The sequence below is a fragment of the Pseudomonas sp. QL9 genome, from assembly GCF_041409665.1.
Classification (GTDB): Bacteria; Pseudomonadota; Gammaproteobacteria; order Pseudomonadales; family Pseudomonadaceae; genus Pseudomonas; species Pseudomonas knackmussii.
Map to the genome: position 1 here is coordinate 5,963,658 of NZ_CP166971.1, position 16,893 is coordinate 5,980,550.

Annotated in this window: 21 protein-coding genes and 1 pseudogene; 17 read left to right on the plus strand and 5 right to left on the minus strand. The window is 65.4% G+C overall.

The window, feature by feature from the left end; translation table 11 throughout:
• Positions 1-5: 5 nt before the first annotated feature.
• Together ACA097_RS27660 and ACA097_RS27665 are read left to right on the plus strand one after the other, a co-directional pair.
• A complete protein-coding gene (locus ACA097_RS27660) occupies positions 6-1,358 on the plus strand; it encodes an ATP-binding protein (RefSeq protein ID WP_371367506.1) in 1,353 nt (450 codons plus the stop codon).
• 162 nt (positions 1,359-1,520) lie between these two features.
• Positions 1,521-1,715, plus strand: a pseudogene (locus ACA097_RS27665) (IS3 family transposase); the annotation flags it as partial.
• Between the two features lie 112 nt (positions 1,716-1,827).
• Here ACA097_RS27665 and ACA097_RS27670 read toward each other — a convergent pair.
• A complete protein-coding gene (locus ACA097_RS27670) occupies positions 1,828-2,826 on the minus strand; it encodes an LLM class flavin-dependent oxidoreductase (RefSeq protein ID WP_371367508.1) in 999 nt (332 codons plus the stop codon).
• 212 nt (positions 2,827-3,038) lie between these two features.
• Here ACA097_RS27670 and ACA097_RS27675 point away from each other — a divergent pair, with 212 nt between their 5' ends.
• The 3 genes from ACA097_RS27675 (at position 3,039) to ACA097_RS27685 (ending at position 4,628) form a co-directional block, all read left to right on the plus strand.
• On the plus strand, positions 3,039-3,380 hold the full coding sequence (locus ACA097_RS27675) for an FKBP-type peptidyl-prolyl cis-trans isomerase (protein ID WP_043252271.1): 342 nt from the start codon (positions 3,039-3,041) through the stop codon (positions 3,378-3,380).
• Positions 3,381-3,397: 17 nt separating this feature from the next.
• The gene (locus ACA097_RS27680) at positions 3,398-3,850 is read left to right on the plus strand and encodes a hypothetical protein (RefSeq protein WP_371367511.1); all 453 of its coding nucleotides are present in this window, start codon (positions 3,398-3,400) and stop codon (positions 3,848-3,850) included.
• A 76-nt stretch (positions 3,851-3,926) separates the two neighbouring features.
• Entirely contained in the window at positions 3,927-4,628 is a 702-nt protein-coding gene (locus ACA097_RS27685) for a YebC/PmpR family DNA-binding transcriptional regulator (RefSeq protein ID WP_043252265.1), read from the plus strand.
• A gap of 135 nt (positions 4,629-4,763) precedes the next feature.
• Here the strand turns inward: ACA097_RS27685 and ACA097_RS27690 are convergent, their stop codons facing one another.
• A complete protein-coding gene (locus ACA097_RS27690) occupies positions 4,764-5,660 on the minus strand; it encodes a LysR family transcriptional regulator (RefSeq protein WP_371367513.1) in 897 nt (298 codons plus the stop codon).
• A 148-nt stretch (positions 5,661-5,808) separates the two neighbouring features.
• Here ACA097_RS27690 and ACA097_RS27695 point away from each other — a divergent pair, with 148 nt between their 5' ends.
• From ACA097_RS27695 to ACA097_RS27715, 5 genes are all read left to right on the plus strand, one after another.
• Positions 5,809-7,323, plus strand: a complete 1,515-nt coding sequence (locus tag ACA097_RS27695; RefSeq protein ID WP_043252261.1) for a CoA-acylating methylmalonate-semialdehyde dehydrogenase — start codon at positions 5,809-5,811, stop codon at positions 7,321-7,323.
• A gap of 112 nt (positions 7,324-7,435) precedes the next feature.
• Positions 7,436-8,311 (plus strand): 3-hydroxyisobutyrate dehydrogenase, encoded by an 876-nt coding sequence (mmsB, locus tag ACA097_RS27700; protein WP_371367516.1) that lies wholly within the window; start codon positions 7,436-7,438, stop codon positions 8,309-8,311.
• A gap of 142 nt (positions 8,312-8,453) precedes the next feature.
• Positions 8,454-9,371 carry a bestrophin family protein gene (locus tag ACA097_RS27705; RefSeq protein ID WP_371367518.1) on the plus strand — a complete coding sequence of 306 codons (918 nt, stop codon included), beginning with the start codon at positions 8,454-8,456 and terminating at the stop codon, positions 9,369-9,371.
• A gap of 16 nt (positions 9,372-9,387) precedes the next feature.
• Entirely contained in the window at positions 9,388-9,954 is a 567-nt protein-coding gene (locus ACA097_RS27710) for a flavin reductase family protein (RefSeq protein ID WP_371367520.1), read from the plus strand.
• Between the two features lie 64 nt (positions 9,955-10,018).
• A complete protein-coding gene (locus ACA097_RS27715; RefSeq protein WP_160287060.1) occupies positions 10,019-10,453 on the plus strand; it encodes a PGDYG domain-containing protein in 435 nt (144 codons plus the stop codon).
• Between the two features lie 130 nt (positions 10,454-10,583).
• Here ACA097_RS27715 and ACA097_RS27720 read toward each other — a convergent pair whose 3' ends face one another.
• Positions 10,584-10,979, minus strand: a complete 396-nt coding sequence (locus ACA097_RS27720) for a hypothetical protein (RefSeq protein ID WP_043252252.1) — start codon at positions 10,977-10,979, stop codon at positions 10,584-10,586.
• Positions 10,980-11,186: 207 nt separating this feature from the next.
• Here ACA097_RS27720 and ACA097_RS27725 point away from each other — a divergent pair, with 207 nt between their 5' ends.
• From ACA097_RS27725 to ACA097_RS27740, 4 genes are all read left to right on the plus strand, one after another.
• A complete protein-coding gene (locus tag ACA097_RS27725) occupies positions 11,187-11,504 on the plus strand; it encodes a hypothetical protein (protein ID WP_043252251.1) in 318 nt (105 codons plus the stop codon).
• 65 nt (positions 11,505-11,569) lie between these two features.
• Positions 11,570-12,481 (plus strand): LysR family transcriptional regulator, encoded by a 912-nt coding sequence (locus ACA097_RS27730; RefSeq protein ID WP_371367523.1) that lies wholly within the window; start codon positions 11,570-11,572, stop codon positions 12,479-12,481.
• 104 nt (positions 12,482-12,585) lie between these two features.
• Positions 12,586-13,311, plus strand: a complete 726-nt coding sequence (locus ACA097_RS27735) for a class II aldolase/adducin family protein (RefSeq protein ID WP_371367525.1) — start codon at positions 12,586-12,588, stop codon at positions 13,309-13,311.
• A gap of 93 nt (positions 13,312-13,404) precedes the next feature.
• Positions 13,405-13,584: a hypothetical protein gene (locus ACA097_RS27740; protein WP_160287056.1), complete on the plus strand. Its 180-nt coding sequence runs from the start codon at positions 13,405-13,407 to the stop codon at positions 13,582-13,584.
• Positions 13,585-13,815: 231 nt separating this feature from the next.
• On the opposite strand, the gene ACA097_RS27745 is transcribed toward ACA097_RS27740, so the two are convergent.
• On the minus strand, positions 13,816-14,151 hold the full coding sequence (locus ACA097_RS27745) for a hypothetical protein (RefSeq protein WP_043252245.1): 336 nt from the start codon (positions 14,149-14,151) through the stop codon (positions 13,816-13,818).
• 364 nt (positions 14,152-14,515) lie between these two features.
• Here ACA097_RS27745 and ACA097_RS27750 point away from each other — a divergent pair, with 364 nt between their 5' ends.
• Positions 14,516-15,232 (plus strand): endonuclease, encoded by a 717-nt coding sequence (locus ACA097_RS27750; RefSeq protein WP_371367527.1) that lies wholly within the window; start codon positions 14,516-14,518, stop codon positions 15,230-15,232.
• A 100-nt stretch (positions 15,233-15,332) separates the two neighbouring features.
• Positions 15,333-15,839 carry a DUF1993 family protein gene (locus ACA097_RS27755; protein WP_043252242.1) on the plus strand — a complete coding sequence of 169 codons (507 nt, stop codon included), beginning with the start codon at positions 15,333-15,335 and terminating at the stop codon, positions 15,837-15,839.
• A gap of 41 nt (positions 15,840-15,880) precedes the next feature.
• Here ACA097_RS27755 and ACA097_RS27760 read toward each other — a convergent pair whose 3' ends face one another.
• Entirely contained in the window at positions 15,881-16,354 is a 474-nt protein-coding gene (locus ACA097_RS27760; protein ID WP_043252241.1) for an Lrp/AsnC family transcriptional regulator, read from the minus strand.
• Between the two features lie 131 nt (positions 16,355-16,485).
• Between ACA097_RS27760 and ACA097_RS27765 the strand changes: the two genes are divergently transcribed.
• On the plus strand, positions 16,486-16,839 hold the full coding sequence (locus tag ACA097_RS27765; protein WP_371367531.1) for a hypothetical protein: 354 nt from the start codon (positions 16,486-16,488) through the stop codon (positions 16,837-16,839).
• The last annotated feature ends 54 nt before the right edge of the window (positions 16,840-16,893 follow it).

Consider the following 16,893-nt stretch of genomic DNA (forward strand, 5'->3'; position numbering starts at 1 on the left):
CAGAGATGAACCAACCCGCTCCCTGCTCAAACGCCGCCAACCTCGACGCGGCATTCGACGTGCTGGTACGCCTGATCCGTGCCCGCATCAAAGGCGAGGAACTGGCTCCGGACGGCGAACTTCGCCTGACCTTCTTCGACGACGGCTCGCCACTAGGCACCTTCATCCGCGACCGGCAGCCACCATTCGATGAATACGTGCTGCTCCTGCTGGCCCTCGCCCCCCACGTACGCCCCACTCTACTGGACAACGAAATCCGCACCGCCCTGGCCCGCGAGGGCGACTTCCCGGAGATCGGCGGCGTGCGCGACGAGGCCAGTCGCACCTTTATTCCCACCGGAGAGACCGCCGCCTTCCTCCTCGCCGGCGACAACCTCGACGGGCGCTTCGAGGTGCAGCAGCTGTTCTCCCCTGAGCACTGGTTCGCCCGCGAAGGCGTGCTGCTCCTTGAGGAAGCCCGAGACGGCGCGCCGATCCTTTCCGGCTGCATCGTCATGGCCCGCGACTGGGTGGAACGCCTCACCCTCGGCACAGCCCAGGCCCCCGCCTTCGGCGCCGGCTTCCCGGCTCGACGCATCGGCACCGCGCTCGACTGGGACGACCTGATTCTCGAGACGGAAGTCCAGCAGCGCATCGCCGAACTGGAGCAGTGGGTGCGCCACCACCGCACCCTGATGCACGACTGGGGCATGGCCGGCCGCCTGCGCCCCGGCTACCGCGTGCTGTTCCACGGCCCGCCCGGTACCGGCAAGACCCTTACCGCGACCCTGCTCGGCAAGGCCACCGGCCGCGAGGTGTACCGTGTTGACCTGTCCAGCGTGGTGTCAAAGTACATTGGCGAAACCGAAAAGAACCTCGCCGCCCTCTTCGACCAGGCGCGCAACCGCGAATGGATCCTGTTCTTCGACGAGGCCGACGCCCTGTTCGGCAAGCGCACCAGCGTCAAGGACGCCCACGACCGCTACGCCAACCAGGAAATCAGCTACCTGCTGCAACGGGTGGAAGAATTCGACGGCCTGGTGATCCTCGCATCCAACTTCCGCGCCAACATCGACGAAGCCTTCCTCCGCCGCTTCAACGCGATCATCCGCTTCCCCTTCCCAGCCGTGGACGAACGACTCGCGATCTGGAACCGCACCCTCCCCGCCCAGACAGATCGTGAATGCCTGGCCGGGCAGTTGGCGCGGTTCGAATTGTCCGGGGGGAACATCGTCAACGTGGTGCAGTTCGCGGCCCTAGCGACTATCGCCAAAGGGCGCAATGCGATTCATCTGGACGAGGCATTGTTGGGGATACAGCGGGAGCTTGAGAAGGAAGGGAAGGTGTTCAGGAATCTGCTGGAAGAGCCGGGGGCTTGAACGGACGCAAGAGTCTCGAGCATTGCACCCGGCCCCATGCAGTGCTTGACCCGCCATGATCCGGGGCCACAGGAGCATCACATAAGCACTTCATTTACCAAGGAAGATTTGCCATTCCTTATCGAAGCAATAGACCGGAAGGTTGGGGCTCGCCCGATGGTCGCCACCTGTGAAGGCTTCTCCGGTCTGCTCAAGCAGAAGCGTATTTCCCATCAATCGCATGGGACTCGCGACGAAGCACGAGCGGATCTATTCGACTACATCGAGCGACTTCATAACCCACGAATGCGTCATAGAGTCGCCCTGCAAGATATGAAGTTCTCAGCCCTTTTCAAACCGTCCGTGGAAATGGGGTAGAACCCATGGGTCAAAATATGGGTCAAGAATCTTTCACAACTAAAAACCCAGATACCACCCGCGATAAAGAGCATAAAAGCCCGCTCACAGAGCGGGCTTTTTGCTGATGGGCTCAACGCAGCCCGGCGACTATCTCCAGCGAGCGCAGGCGCAGCGCGTGATCGTAGATGTCGCTGGTGAACATGATCTCGTTGGCGCCGGTCTGCTCGACCAGGATTTCCAGGCGGCTGCGCACCTTCTCCGGTCCGCCGATCACCGCCAGGCCGAAGAAATTGCCCACCGCTTCCTGCTCGTGCGGCAGCCACAGGCCAGTCATGCGTTCCACCGGCGGCTTCTGCTTCAGGCTCTCGCCACGGATCAGCGCCAGCACGCGCTGGAAGGCGGTGGTCGCCAGGTAGTCGGCTTCCTCGTCGGTGGGTGCGGCGATCAGCGGCACGCCGATCATCGCGTAGGGCTCGCCGAGGATCGCCGAAGGGCGGAAGTTCTGGCGATAGATGCGTAGCGCGTCATGCAGGTAGCGCGGCGCGAAGTGCGAGGCGAAGGCATAGGGCAGGCCCTTCTCCGCCGCCAGGCGCGCACTGAACAGGCTGGAGCCGAGCAGCCAGATCGGCACCCGCGTGCCCTCGCCCGGCACCGCCAGCAGGGTCTGCTGCGGACGGCGCGGGCCGAGCAGCATTTCCAGCTCGGCGACCTGTTCGGGGAAGTCCTCGCCATCGCCCATCAGGCGGTCGCGACGCAGCGCGCGCATGGTCGCCTGGTCGGCGCCCGGTGCACGGCCGAGGCCCAGATCGATACGCCCCGGATATAGGCTGGCGAGAGTGCCGAACTGCTCGGCGATCACCAGCGGCGGGTGGTTGGGCAACATCACCCCACCGGAGCCGACGCGGATGCGCGCGGTCTTGCCGGCGATATGGCCGATCAACACAGAGGTCGCCGAACTGGCGATGCCGTCCATGTTGTGGTGTTCGGCCAGCCAGTAGCGGGTGAAGCCGAGGCGCTCGACATGACGGGCGACATCGACGGCGTTGTTCAGCGCTTCGCTGACGGTGCCCTGGTCGCGGATGGGTACCAGGTCGAGCATGGAAAAAGCAGTTTGGGACAGGGACTTCATGGGTACTCCGGTCGGGGTCAGCGCACGGTGGGTGGCGGACATGGCTTTGAGCGCGACTCTAGCCCGATGCCCCGGCACTGGCCACGCGTCGGGATCGATAGTGCTCATGAAGGCCAGTGATGGAAGCCCGGCAGTTGCCTTCGCTGGCGATTCCTGCGAAAACGCCGGCCCAACAGCGGCCGTCCGGGCCGCCCGCATCACGAGAGACGAACATGAGCGACGAACTGCGCATCGAGGACATCCAGCTGGGCGACGGCAAGGCCGTGGTCAAGGGCGCGCTGATAACCACCCAGTACAAGGGCACCCTGGAGGACGGCACCGTCTTCGACTCCTCCTACGACAAGGGTCGGCCCTTCCAGTGCGTGATCGGCACCGGCCGCGTCATCAAGGGCTGGGACATCGGGCTGATGGGCATGCAGGTCGGCGGCAAGCGCAAGCTGTTCGTGCCGGCGCACCTGGCCTACGGCGAACGGCAGATCGGCGCGCACATCAAGCCCAACTCGAATCTGGTGTTCGAGATCGAGCTGCTGGAAGTGCTCACCCGCGACGACTGAGTCCGAGGAGGAAAAGGATGTCCACCCGTCCCGCTTCCGCCACCCGCCGCTGGCTGGTGCGCTGGCTGTACGCCGCTGCCGGCGCGCACCTGCTGGTCGGCCTGGTGCTGACCTGGCTCGGCGACGCCACGCTGTTCGAGCCCTATCACCGCAGCATCGAAGCTGCCTTCTGGGGCACCGCGGTGCCCGAGCCGGCGCGCGCCGAGCAGGTCTGGTGGATCGCGCTGTTCGGCGCCACCCTGCAGAGCTACGCGGTCAGCTTCATCGCCCTGGTCTACCTCGGCCACACCAGCGCCCGCCCGGCGGCCTGGGGCGGGCTGATCGCCAGCATCGTGCTGTGGGCCCCGCAGGACATGTGGGTGTCGCTGCAGCGCGGCATCGTTTCGCACCTGTGGGTCGACAGCATCGCCCTGCTAGTCCTGCTGCCGCCGCTGTTCTGGCTGTACCGGCACGACAGTCGCGCACGCTGATCCGCAAGAGATCGCCAGCGGCCGCGCAAGGCCTTAGACTTGCCCACCTCGAACAACCCCTGCCAAGAGAGTCACCATGGGCGCCCAGTGGAAAGCCAAACATAAAGAAGCCGCAGCCAACGCCAAGGGCCGCGTGTTCGGCAAGCTGTCGAAGGAAATCATGATCGCCGCGCGCAACGGCGCCGACCCGGACATGAACCCGAAACTGCGCCTGGTGGTCGAGCAGGCTAAAAAGGCCTCGATGCCGCGCGACACCCTGGAGCGCGCGATCAAGAAAGGCGCAGGCCTGCTCGACGGCGGCGCCAGCTTCGAGCGCGTGGTCTACGAAGGCTTCGCCCCGCACCGCGTACCGGTGATCGTCGAATGCCTGACCGATAACGTGAACCGTACCGTGGCGGAAATCCGCGTGCTGTTCCGCAAGGGCCAGCTCGGCGCCTCGGGCTCGGTAGCCTGGGACTTCGATTACCTGGGCATGGTCGAGGCCACTCCGGCCAGCGCCGACGCCGATCCTGAACTGGCCGCCATCGAAGCCGGCGCCCAGGACTTCGAGCCGGGCTCGGAAGACGGCGACACCCTGTTCCTCACCGACTCCACCGACCTGGACGCCGTCTGCCGCGCCCTGCCCGAGCACGGCTTCACCGTCGCCTCGGCCAAGCTGGGCTACAAGGCGAAGAACCCGGTCAGCCTGTCCGGCGCCGAACTGGAAGAAGTCGAAGCCTTCCTCGATGCCCTGGACGGCAACGACGACGTGCAGAACCTCTACGTCGGCCTGGCGTAACGCAATACGGGCAGACCTTGTCCGTCCTTCGCGGAGAAGCTCCGCTCCTACACCCGTGATCGGGCTTGGGCACAACCCTGTAGGAGCGGACCTTGTCCGCGATCCGCGCGCAAAGCGCGCCCAAATACCCCCGCCTTACCCCACCCGCCCCATCAACACCTCTTGGCTCGACTCGGCCTTCTCGCGAAGGAAGTCCCAGGTGGTGCGCATCCTCGCGATGTCCTTGAGCTCCGTGGGCATCAGCATCCAGAACGTCCGCACGAACTCGATCTCGCCCGCCAGCACCGGCTGCAGCGAAGGGTCTTCGCTCGCCGCGAAGGCCGGCAGGATAGCCAGCCCGGCGCCCTCCGCCACCGCGCGTTGCTGGGCCAGGATGCTGGTGCAGCGCAGGGCCATGTGCAGCGGTCGGCCGATCTCGTCGAGGTATTGCAGCTCCTTGCTGTACAGCAGGTCGTCGACGTAGCCGACCAGCGCGTGCTGGCGCAAGTCGTCGCGGGTGAGGATCGGGTCGTGCTCGGCCAGATAATCCTTCGACGCATAGAGCCGCAGCACGTAGTCGGTCAGCCGGGTGACCAGGTAGGGCCCGCGGTCCGGACGCTCCAGGGTGATCACGATGTCCGCCTCGTGGCGTGACAGCTGCAGCGCGCGCGGCACCGCCAACAGGTCGACGCCCAGGTGCGGGTGGCGGCGGTTCAGCTCCACCAACTGCGAGGTCAGCAGCGTCGAGCCGTAGCCCTCGGTGGCGCCGATGCGCACCTTGCCGGACAGGTTGTCCTCGGCGCCCGCCAGGCGCTTCTCGATGACCTTGCAGGCGCTCTCCATCGCTTCGGCCTGGGGCAGCAGGCCGTGCCCCGCCTCGGTCAGGCGGTAGCCCGAGGGCTCGCGCACCAGCAGCTGCGCGCCGATGCTCTTCTCCAGCGCCTGCAGGCGCCGCGCCACCGTGGTGTGGTCCACGCCCAGGCGCCGCGCGGCCACGGTGAGCTTGCCGGCACGCGAGAGTTCGAGGAAGAAACGCAGGTTGTCCCAGTCCATAGCGCGGCCTTCAATGTGCAAAAACGCAGAGCATGCTTGCACATCACCGCATTGAATTCATCAAAAATGCACTGCTAGGATCATTCCACAGTCCTTGAGGTACGCCCCGAGGCCCATAACAACAAACCGCCACAGGCTGGGAGTTCCGATGAGCACTACTACCGCTGCCGTCCCCACGGTCAAACTCTTCATCGACGGCAAGCCCGTCGAGTCCACCAGCAGCGAATGGCGCGAGGTGATCAACCCGGCCACCCAGGAAGTCCTGGCCCGCGTGCCCTTCGCCACCGCCGCCGAAGTCGATCGCGCCGTGGCCAGCGCCAAGGCCGCGTTCAAGACCTGGAAGAAAACCCCGATCGGCACCCGCGCGCGCATCTTCCTCAAGTACCAGCAACTGATCCGCGAGAACATGAAGGAGCTGGCGGCCATCCTCACCGCCGAACAGGGCAAGACCCTGCCCGACGCCGAGGGCGACGTGTTCCGCGGCCTGGAAGTGGTCGAGCACGCTGCCGGCATCGGCAACCTGCAGCTGGGTGAGCTGGCCAACAACGTCGCCAGCGGCGTCGACACTTTCACCCTGCTGCAGCCGCTAGGCGTCTGCGCCGGCATCACCCCCTTCAACTTCCCGGCGATGATCCCGCTGTGGATGTTCCCGATGGCCATCGCCACCGGCAACACCTTCGTCCTCAAGCCGTCCGAGCAGGACCCGATGGTGACCATGCGCCTGGTCGAGCTGGCCCATGAAGCCGGCATCCCGCCGGGCGTGCTGAACGTGGTCCACGGCGGCCCGGACGTGGTGAACGCGATCTGCGACCACCCGGACATCAAGGCCGTCTCCTTCGTCGGCTCGACCCGCGTCGGCACCCACGTCTACAACCGCGCCTCCCAGGCCGGCAAGCGCGTGCAGTGCATGATGGGCGCGAAGAACCACGCCATCGTCCTGCCCGACGCGAACAAGGAGCAGAGCCTCAACGCCATCGCAGGGGCGGCCTTCGGCGCCGCCGGGCAACGCTGCATGGCGCTGTCGGTGGTGATCCTGGTCGGCGAGGCCAACGACTGGCTGCCGGAACTGGTCGAGAAGGCCAAGACCCTCAAGGTCAGCGGCGGCAGCGAGCCGGGCACCGATGTCGGCCCGCTGGTTTCCTGCGCCGCCCTGGACCGTGTCAGCGGCCTGATCGAGCGCGGCATCCAGGAAGGCGCCAGCCTGGCCCTGGACGGCCGCAACCCGCAGATCGCCGGCTACGCCAAGGGCAACTTCGTCGCCCCGACCATCTTCGCCGGCGTCACCGCGCAGATGACCATCTACCGCGAGGAAATCTTCGGCCCGGTGCTCTGCGTGATGCACGCCAAGACCATGGACGAGGCCATCGAGATCATCAACGCCAACCCCAACGGCAACGGCACCGCCCTGTTCACCCGCTCCGGCGCCGCCGCCCGCCACTTCAAGGAAGAGATCGACGTCGGCCAGGTCGGCATCAACGTGCCGATCCCGGTGCCGGTGCCGATGTTCTCCTTCACCGGCTCGCGCGGCTCCAAGCTCGGCGACCTCGGCCCGTACGGCAAGCAGGTGGTTCAGTTCTACACCCAGACCAAGACGGTCACCGAACGCTGGTTCGACGAGAACGAAGTCGGCGGCGCGGTGAATACCACCATCCACCTCAAGTAATCCCCGCCAACCCGCGGGCCGGGCCACGGAAACAGGATGTTCCGCGGTCTCCGGCCATGCGGGCCCTATTCGCAGCGACCCTCCAACGACAAGCAGAACAAGGGGATATCCCATGCGTATCGGTTTCATCGGACTCGGCAACATGGGCGGCCCCATGGCCGCCAACCTGCTCAAGGCCGGCTTCGACCTGAGCGTCTTCGACCTCTCCCAGACTGCCGTCCAGGCGGCCGTGGCCCAGGGCGCCAAGGCGGTGAGCTCGCCGGCGGAACTGGCCCGCGCGGATGTAGAAGTCATCATCACCATGCTGCCGGCAGCGGCCCACGTGAAGCAGGTGTTCCTCGGCGACGACGGCCTGCTCGCCAACGTCCAGCCGGGAGTGCTGCTGATCGACTCCTCCACCATCGACCCGCACAGCGCGCGCGACGTCTCGGCAGCAGCCAAGGCCCACGGCAACCCGATGCTCGACGCACCGGTTTCCGGCGGCACCGGCGGCGCGGCGGCCGGCACCCTGACCTTCATGGTCGGCGGCGAGGCGGCCGACTTCGAGCGTGCCCGCCCGGTGCTGGCAGCCATGGGCAAGAACATCGTGCACTGCGGCGGTGCCGGCAACGGCCAGGTCGCCAAGGTGGCCAACAACCTGCTGCTGGGCATCAGCATGATCGGCGTGGCCGAGGCCATGTCCCTCGGCGTGAAGCTGGGCATGGACGCGGAAGTACTGGCCGGCATCATCAATACCTCCAGCGGTCGCTGCTGGAGCTCGGAAGTGAACAATCCGCTGACCGGCGCACCTGCTGCGCGCGGCTACAGCGGCGGCTTCGGCACCGATCTGATGCTCAAGGACCTCGGCCTGGCCAGCGAAGCCGCGCGCCAGGCACGCCAGCCGGTGCTGCTCGGCGCACTGGCCCAGCAGCTGTTCCAGACCTTCAGCAACCAGGGCAACGGCCAGCTGGACTTCTCCGCCATCGTGAAGCTGTATCAGGAAGGCTGAAAATTCGCGAGCAAGCTCGCTCCTACGAAGAGCGCTGCCACCTGTAGGAGCGAGCTTGCTCGCGAAGCAGCCTCCCCCTCCGTGGCACAGCCTTCTCGGCTATCATGCGCGACACCCGTGTGCCCCGCCTGGAAGCCCCCGCATGATCCTCCGCCCGCAAACCCCGACACTCTGGGTGCTGCTGTTTTCCCTCAAGGGTTCGATCGTTCCGGCTATCTGGCGCAAGGTTCTCTACACGGTGCTGCTCAGTTCGGCGGTGGTGGCCACTCACGGCACCTTCTACCACTACAAGGTGGTGCTCACCGCTACGCCCTTCACGCTCTGGGGCCTGACCCTGGCGATCTTCCTGGGCTTTCGCAACAACGTCGCCTACCAGCGCTTCTGGGAGGCACGCACGCTCTGGGGCGAACTGCTGATCGTGTCGCGCAACCTGGCGCGGCAGAGCCTGTCGCTGCTGCCCGGACTCGACGATAACGGGCGCCGGGCGCTCGGCAACCGCCTGGCCGCCTTCGCCTACGTGCTGCGCGACCAGCTGCGCGGCCAGGCGCAAAGCGACGATGCCCGCCGCCTGCTCGGTGCCGATGCCCAAGCCCTGGCGCAGACGCCCAATCCCTCCAGCGCCCTGCTCGCCCGCCTCGGCCGCGACTTCGCCGAGGCCGGTCGCCGGACCAACGCGAGCGACATGCTGCTGGCCAACCTCGACCAGCAGGTGAGCCGCCTGTCCTACGTGCTCGGTGGCTGCGAGCGGATCAAGGGCACGCCCATCCCCTACCCCTACATCCTCATGTTGCACCGCATCGTCCACGTGTACTGCTTCCTGCTGCCGTTCTGCCTGGTCGACAGCATCGGCTGGTTCACCCCGTTCGCGGTCTGCGTGCTGGCCTACACCTTCTTCGGCCTGGACGCCCTCGGCGACCAGATTGCCGACCCGTTCGACACCCAGCCCAACGACCTGCCGCTGGACGCCATGAGCCGCAACCTGGAGATCGCCGTGCTGGAGATCCTCGGCGAGCGCGAGCTGCCGGCGCCGCTGGAGCCGGTCGACGGCCTGCTGCTCTGACCTTCGAGGAATCCCGATGAACCACCTGCAAGACGTCCCCCTGGCCAAGGCCTACCTGTTGCTCAACCACGGCCCATCGACCCTCGTCACCAGCGAGCACGACGGCGTGGCCAACGTGATGGCGGCGGCCTGGGTGATGCCGCTGGACTTCGACCCGCCGAAGCTGATGCTGGTGCTCGACCGCAACACCTGGTCGCGCCACCTGGTGGAGGGCTCCGGCGCTTTCGTCATCCAACTGCCCTCGCGCCGCCAGGCCGAACTGACCCTGGCGGTCGGCTCGAACAACGGCGGCGAGATGGACAAATTCGCCCGTTTCGACATCACCCAGGGCCGCGCACGCAAGATCGCGGCGCCCATCGTCGAGGGCTGCCTGGCCTACCTGGAATGCAAGGTGATAGCCGAGCCGCACAACCAGGACAAATACGACCTGTTCATCGCCGAGGTGGTCGCCGCCTATGCCGATGAGCGGGCGTTCTCCAATGGCCGCTGGCATTTCCCGGATGATGAGCTGCGGACCATCCACTACCAGGCCGGCGGGGCTTTCTTCGCGACGGGCGAAGCGTTCCAGGTGAGCCGCGGCTGAAACGACGAAATCGCAACACCTGCGCCGCTAGGCTAGCCAGCTGTTTTTCCTCAGGGTGATAGACATGCTCGAACTCAAGGACCTGGACCTGCGCGAAGACGCCCAGGCCGGGCGCTACGTGAAGGACGAAACCGTGCAGGTGGCCTTCGCCGCCGAAAGCGGCGCGCTGATGAGCCTGGAAGGCGCCAACCGCTACGAGCGCGGCGACGCGCTGATCAGCAGCGCCACCGGCGAGCGCTGGGTGGTATCGCGCGAGCGATTCGACGCCAAGTACCTGCCGGCCGAGGCCGGGCTGGCCCATGGCGTCGACGGCGCCTACCGCAACCGCCCGAGCGTGGTGCTGGCGCGGCGCATGGACGAAGCCTTCCGCATCGCCCGCTCGGCAGCCGGTGACGTGCTGCAAGGCGAGGCTGGCGATTGGGTCATGCAGTACGCCCCGGGCGACTACGGCGTGACCCAGGCGCAACGCTTTGCGCGGGTCTATCGCCCGGCCGATTGAGGCGCGTCGGCTGCGTCCGGCAGAAAATGAAAAACCCGCCTTTGGGCGGGTTTTTCATTGGGGCGCTAGTCCGTTAGCGATGGGCTCCAACATACCCCTTCAATGTGAAATTGCCGTGAAGAATTGATGATCAGCTCGAATAGTCGAGCGCCGTCCAGACACGGCTCATGCCAGTGCGGATCTGGCACTGGGACAAGTCGCTCGCGCTGCTCTGCGCCGGCAGCAGCAATGTAGTGCCAGCATTGCTGCCCTCACCTTCGGTCAGCCACTGCAGGCGCCCGCAATTGGGCGTATCGATCACATAGCTGGCGGCGACCATCGAGCGCGAACGCGGCAGACGAATGGCATCGCGCACAGTGCCGTGTTCCTCGATGCGCTTGCCGTTGGCCACCAGCACGGCCCAGGCCTCATGTCCGTCGATGACCAGATAGGCGCCATTGGCCATCGGCTTTTCGGCCGGCGGTTCGGCGCAGCCGACGAGCAGGGACAGCACGGTGCACAGCAGCAACAGGTTGCCTCGGATCATCACGCGTTCCTCTTCTTCGCGGTGGCCGCCGAAGCGCGTCTGGGCGCGGGCATTCGGGCGACGACCATGGATTCAGTGAACCAGCGAAATCGATACTAGCCGCAAATACTGTTTATGCATACAGTATTTTTCGATTACCCTGTAGGACATGACGAAAGGCACCCTTAGAAAGGGCGCCGAGGCAGGAACCGGCAAGAGGAGCGCGCAATGGTCGACATCCGCCAGATGAAATACACCGTGAACCACATGGCCGTGGAGGAAGTCAGCGAGGCGGTGGCCGAGCTGCACCTCGAAGGCCTTGTCACCGAAGGCAAGACGCCCTTCTCCCGGGCCCACTTCAACACCTGCTTCGCCGAAATCGAGGCGCTATTGCAGCGCGCCGGTTACCACCGTCCGCTGGACGTGGTCGGCTACCAGGGCCAGGCATACGCCATGTTCGACCCCTCGCGCTGGGACGCCGTGGAAGTGCTGCGCTGGCTCAAGGAGTACGTGGAGGAGTCGCGCAGCGCCGCCGCCAACGCCTGAGCCCGGCTTGTCGGCGCTGTCGCTGCCGCCGAGAATGCGCTTTTCCCGCCCTTCGGAAACTCCAGATGCTCGGCAACCTGTCCGATATCGACCTGCGCCTGCTGCGCATCTTCTGCGCCATCGTCGAGGCCGGTGGCCTGACCGCCGCCCAGGGCCGGCTGAACACCAGCCTGCCGCGCCTGAGCGTGGCCGTGCGCGATCTCGAGGTACGCCTGGGCTGCAGCCTCTGCCGGCGCGGCAAGGGCGGTTTCCAGACCACCGCCCAGGGTCGCGAGATCTACCTCGCGGCGCAGGAGCTGTTCGCCGACCTCGAGAAGTTCCGCCTGCGCGTGAGCGCCGCCGCCCAGGACGGCGCCGAGCACCTGCAGGTCGGCACCCTGGACAACCTCATCAGCCTGGAAAGCTGCCCGCTGCCGCTGGCCATCCAGCTTTACCGCCAGGGCCAGCCCGGCGCCCAGGTCAGCCTGCAGATCATGCGCCCGGACGAACTGGAGCTGGAGGTGCTCGAAGGCCGTCTCGACCTGGCCCTGGGCAACTTCCGCCAGCACCTCTCCGGCCTGCACTACCAGATGCTCTTCGAGGAAGAACAGGACCTCTACTGCGCGGCGGAGCACCCGTTCTTTGCCCGCAAGGACGCGCCGCTGCTCGAAGAAATCCGCCAGGCCGACTACGTCGAGCGCGGCTTCTGGCCGGACAGCAAGCGGCCCCACGGCCTGGACTTCAAGCGCAGCGTCACCGCCTACTCCATCGAGGCCATCGCCACCCTGATCTTCTCCGGCACCTACATCGGCTACCTGCCCAGCCACTACGCCGCGGCCTGGCTCGCGCAAGGCCGCCTGCGCCGGCTCGGCGACGGCAGCCTGGCCTATGTCTCGCGCTTCGAGAGCATCACCCGCCAGGGCCAGGAGCACTCGCCGGCGCTGGAGCGCTTCGCCCACGCCCTGCAGCAGGCGCGGCAACGCCTGGCGAACGCCTGAGGTTCGCTTTCGCCGAAGCGCAAGTGAAGTTGCAATTCCGGTGATTCATCGTCTCGGCGCCGCTGCCTAAGCTCGCCGCTCCCATTCATTGCCGAGACGAGCCCATGCATCCCGTCCAAGACGAAGCCGCCCTGCGCCGCGACCTGGCCGCCGCCTACCGCCTGGCTGCCCACTTCCAGTGGGACGACACCATCTACACGCACTTCTCCGTGCGCCTGCCCGGCGCCGAGCCGCGCTTCCTGATCAACCCCTTCGGGATGATGTTCGAGGAAATCCACGCCAGCGACCTGATCGTCGTCGATATGCACGGCAAGGTGATCGGCGACTCGCCCTGCAACGTCGCCGGTTTCACCATCCATAGCGCCGTGCACATGGGCCGCGACGACGCGCACTGCGTGATCCACACCCACACCCTGGCTGGCATGGCGGTGGCCGCACTGGACGAAGGCCTGCTGCAGCTCAACCAGATCAGCGCCGAATTCCACGGCAACCTCGGCTACCACGACTACGAAGGCATCGCCCTGGACCTCGGCGAACGCGAGCGTATCGTCGCCTCGCTCGGCCAGCACCCGGCGCTGGTCCTGCGCCATCACGGCCTGCTGACAGTGGGCGCGACCGTCGCCGACGCCTTCTACACGATGTTCTACCTGAACCGCGCCTGCGAGATTCAGCAGGCGGTGCTGGGCATGAACCCGCACCCGCGGATGATTCCCGAAGCGCTGAGCTCCCATGCCGAACGTCAGTTCGCCAAGGCCGTGGGCGAACGCCAGATCCTCTGGCAGGCCTGGCTGCGCAAGCTGGAGCGGCTGGACCCGAGCTACAAGGAATGACGCTACGGTCATGATTTGGCTTGCAGAGGCCCGCCACGCCCACTAAGGTCCATGGCAGACGTTTCAAGCCTCAACTGAATCAAGGACGATTCCATGACCAAGAACAACCGCCAGGACTGGCTGTGGGCTTACCAGGAGCTACGCAGCCTCTCCGTCGGCCGCACCAGTTCGGCCTTCCTCGCTACCCTCTACCACCTGCGCGGCGATACCGGCCCCTTCTACTGCAAGGGCGGTATGCGCAAGTCACGCCTCGTCCGCAAGGAAACCTCGTAGGGCAACAGCCTTTTGGGTTATTCCCCTTCGGGCCAGCGCAAGCGCTGTTCGCGATGGAGCCGCGTCCCGCGTTCGCGGGAGTGACGGGATTAAGATTCGCCTTTCCCTGCGTCGTCCCCGCGAACGCGGGGATCCAGAAATTGATCTCATCCACGAAGCCGCCCTGTAGGAGCGCGCCATGCGCGCGATTCGCGGACAAGGTCCGCTCCTACGGCGACGGTCAGCCCCTCGTCAGGGATATGACTGCCTCTGGCTGTTCGAGCGCGTCGTCCCCGGCGTGACCTCGAACTGCACGCCATTGGGGTACTCGATGCTCTGGCGGATGCCGCCGTTCTGATCGCCGCTGTTGTCGATGATCACCGTGCTCGAACCCTGCTCATAGCTACGTGGCACCTGAGCGCCGCCGTAGCCGTCGTAGCTCTGCGAGCTCGACGAACTGTCGATGCTGCCGCTGGCGCCCGGGCTGACATAGATCCGCTCGATGCTGCGGGCCGGCGGCTGGCCAGCCATGACCGGCAGGCTCAGCAAGACGCCACACAGGGTGGAAACGACGAATCGAGCGTTCATGGGCAATGACCTCCTGCGGTCGCCGCACGAGCCGCCTACCGCTCGCGCCAGCCAAACTTAAAGTAATTTCTCAAGAACAATAAATCTTTAAATATCATAGAGTTACAATGATATTTAAAAGCCATTTATTAGATAAAGCCTCGACTCATCTTCGCATTCTACGCCTCGCTGGCGAAACAAGACCGGTACTTCCGCACAGCGCCTGAAAAGCCCGGAAACCCGCGCCATTCAGGGCTCAGCGGCTTCCTAAATCCCTCGTCATTTCCCTCATCACGGCTCCGACAAGCGCGTTGCCATTCGATTGCCACGATTGGCAGCTTCTTAAAGATCAGTAAGATGCGGCGTTTTCTGAATGAAATTTCTTATGAAAATTCGTCGCCACATTCTGACCCTGCTGCTTCTCGCCCTGCCACTGGCCGCCTCTGCGGAGGCCCCCCGCACCTTCCAGGAAGCCAAGAAGATCGGCTGGAAGCTCTATGCCCGGCAGTCGGTCGAGTTCTATTGCGGCTGTCACTACAAGGGCAACCACGTCGACCTGGCCAGTTGCGGCTACGTACCGCGCAAGAACCAGAAGCGCGCCGAACGCATCGAGTGGGAACACATAGTCCCCGCCTGGGTCATCGGCCACCAGCGCCAGTGCTGGCAGAGCGGCGGACGCAGCAACTGCTCGCGGCACGACCCGGTGTACCAGCGCGCCGAGGCCGACCTGTTCAACCTGGTGCCGAGCATCGGCGAGGTCAACGGCGACCGGAACAACTTCAGCTACGGCTGGCTGCCGAAGCAGCCGCCGCAGTACGGCGCCTGCCCGATGGTCGTCGACTTCAAGGCGAAGAAGGCCATGCCGCGCCCGCAGATCCGCGGGATGATCGCGCGCACCTACTTCTACATGAGCGAGCGCTACGGCCTGAAGATCTCCAGCCAGGACCGCCAGTTGTTCGAGGCCTGGAACAAGCAGTACCCGGTGGAGACCTGGGAGAAGCAGCGCAACCAGATGGTCGGCTGCGTCATGGGCTGGGGTAATCCCTACGTCGGCAAGGTCGACCTGCAGGGCTGCAGCGCCTCCCAACTCGCCGGCCGCTGAAAGTCCGCCGCGCCCAGGCGACGCTGCGCTGGCTTCGCAGTAGACTCCCCGGGCGCGCCGCAACGCGCAGGCCTCTTACTTCCTGTCTGGAGTACCTCGCATGTCCCTGTCGATCTACCAGATTTCCGTTCCCGTCTTCATCCGCATGCTCGGCAACCTCTCGGCCATCCTGGCCAAGGCCGAAGCCCATGCGCAGGCCAAGAACATCGACCCCAGCGTCTTCCTCAATGCCCGCCTGGCCCCGGACATGTTCGCCCTGACCCGCCAGGTGCAGATCGCCTGCGATGCCGCCAAGGGCTGTGGTGCCCGCCTGGCCGGCGTCGACATCCCCAGCTTCGCCGACGAGGAAAAGAGCTTCGCCGACCTGCAGGCACGCATCGCCAAGACCGTCGACTTCCTCAAGGGCCTGAAGCCCGAGCAGTTCGAAGGCGCGGAGAACCGCGACATCACCATCAAGACCCCGAGCCGCGAACTGCACTTCAAAGGCCTCGACTTCCTGCTGCACTTCGCCAACGCCAACTTCTACTTCCACGTCACCACCACCTACGCGATCCTCCGCCACAACGGCGTAGAGGTCGGCAAGATGGACTTCCTCGGCGCTGCCTGACGCCTTCCGGGTGCCGGCTCGCCCGGCACCCTTCCCGCCCTTCAGCGCCCCGGCAACGGCAGGCTGGTGGTCGACTTGATCTCCGAGAGCGCGACAATCGAGTTGATCTCCTGCACGCCCGGCACCTGCGACAGCCGCTCGAAGAAGAAGCGCTCGTAGGCCTCGATGTCCTCAGTGACGATGCGCAGCATGAAGTCCACCGACCCCATTAGCACATGACACTCCAGCACCTCGGGAAACTCGCGGATCGCCTCGGCGAACTCGGTGAGGTGATTGCGCCCGTGGGTGTTCAGCTTCACCTGGGCGAAGATTTGCGCATTCAGGCCGATCTTCTTGCGATCCAGCAGGGTCACCTGGCGGCGGATGACACCTTCTTCCTTCAGACGCTGGATACGACGCCAGCAAGGCGATTGCGACAGGCCGATGCGTTCGGCGATCTCGGCGGTGGACAGGGTCGCCTCTTCCTGCAGCAGGGCGAGAATGCGTTTGTCGTAGGCATCCAACTCGACAGGCATAGAAAATCCTCCATATAGCAATCAGGCGAATAGTTTATGCGCAGCTAGGTCTTTTGGGAGCGATTTGAGCAAAGCAAAACCTCGCAGCGGAATCGACAATGGCTTCACGCCCACCCTGTTGGTCCCGAGCCATGAACCAAGCCCTGTCCCTGCCTCCGCGCGAATCCACCCTGCCCGTCGAGTTGTTTGGCGCCGCCCCCGAGGAGCGTCCCGACGGCTGGACCTGCCGCCCCACTGATGCCGTCCGCGAAGCGCTGTTCGCCATCCGCGCCGAAGCCGAGGCCGACGTGCTGTGCAAGCTGCTCAACCTCTTCGCCCTGCAGGGTTGGTTGCCCTCGGAAGTGCATGCCGTGCAGGAGCAGGACTGGCTGCGAATCGAACTGCGCGTGCCGGGGCTGCCGGCCAAGCGCGCGGAGGTCCTGGCCGAACGCATGCGCTCGATGGTCAGCGTCGCCGAGGTTGAGGTGGGCGCCGGTATCGTCTGAAGGAAAAGTCTGTCCGTTCAGCGACACAAGCTGGCGTTCTCGCGTTAGCCGGAA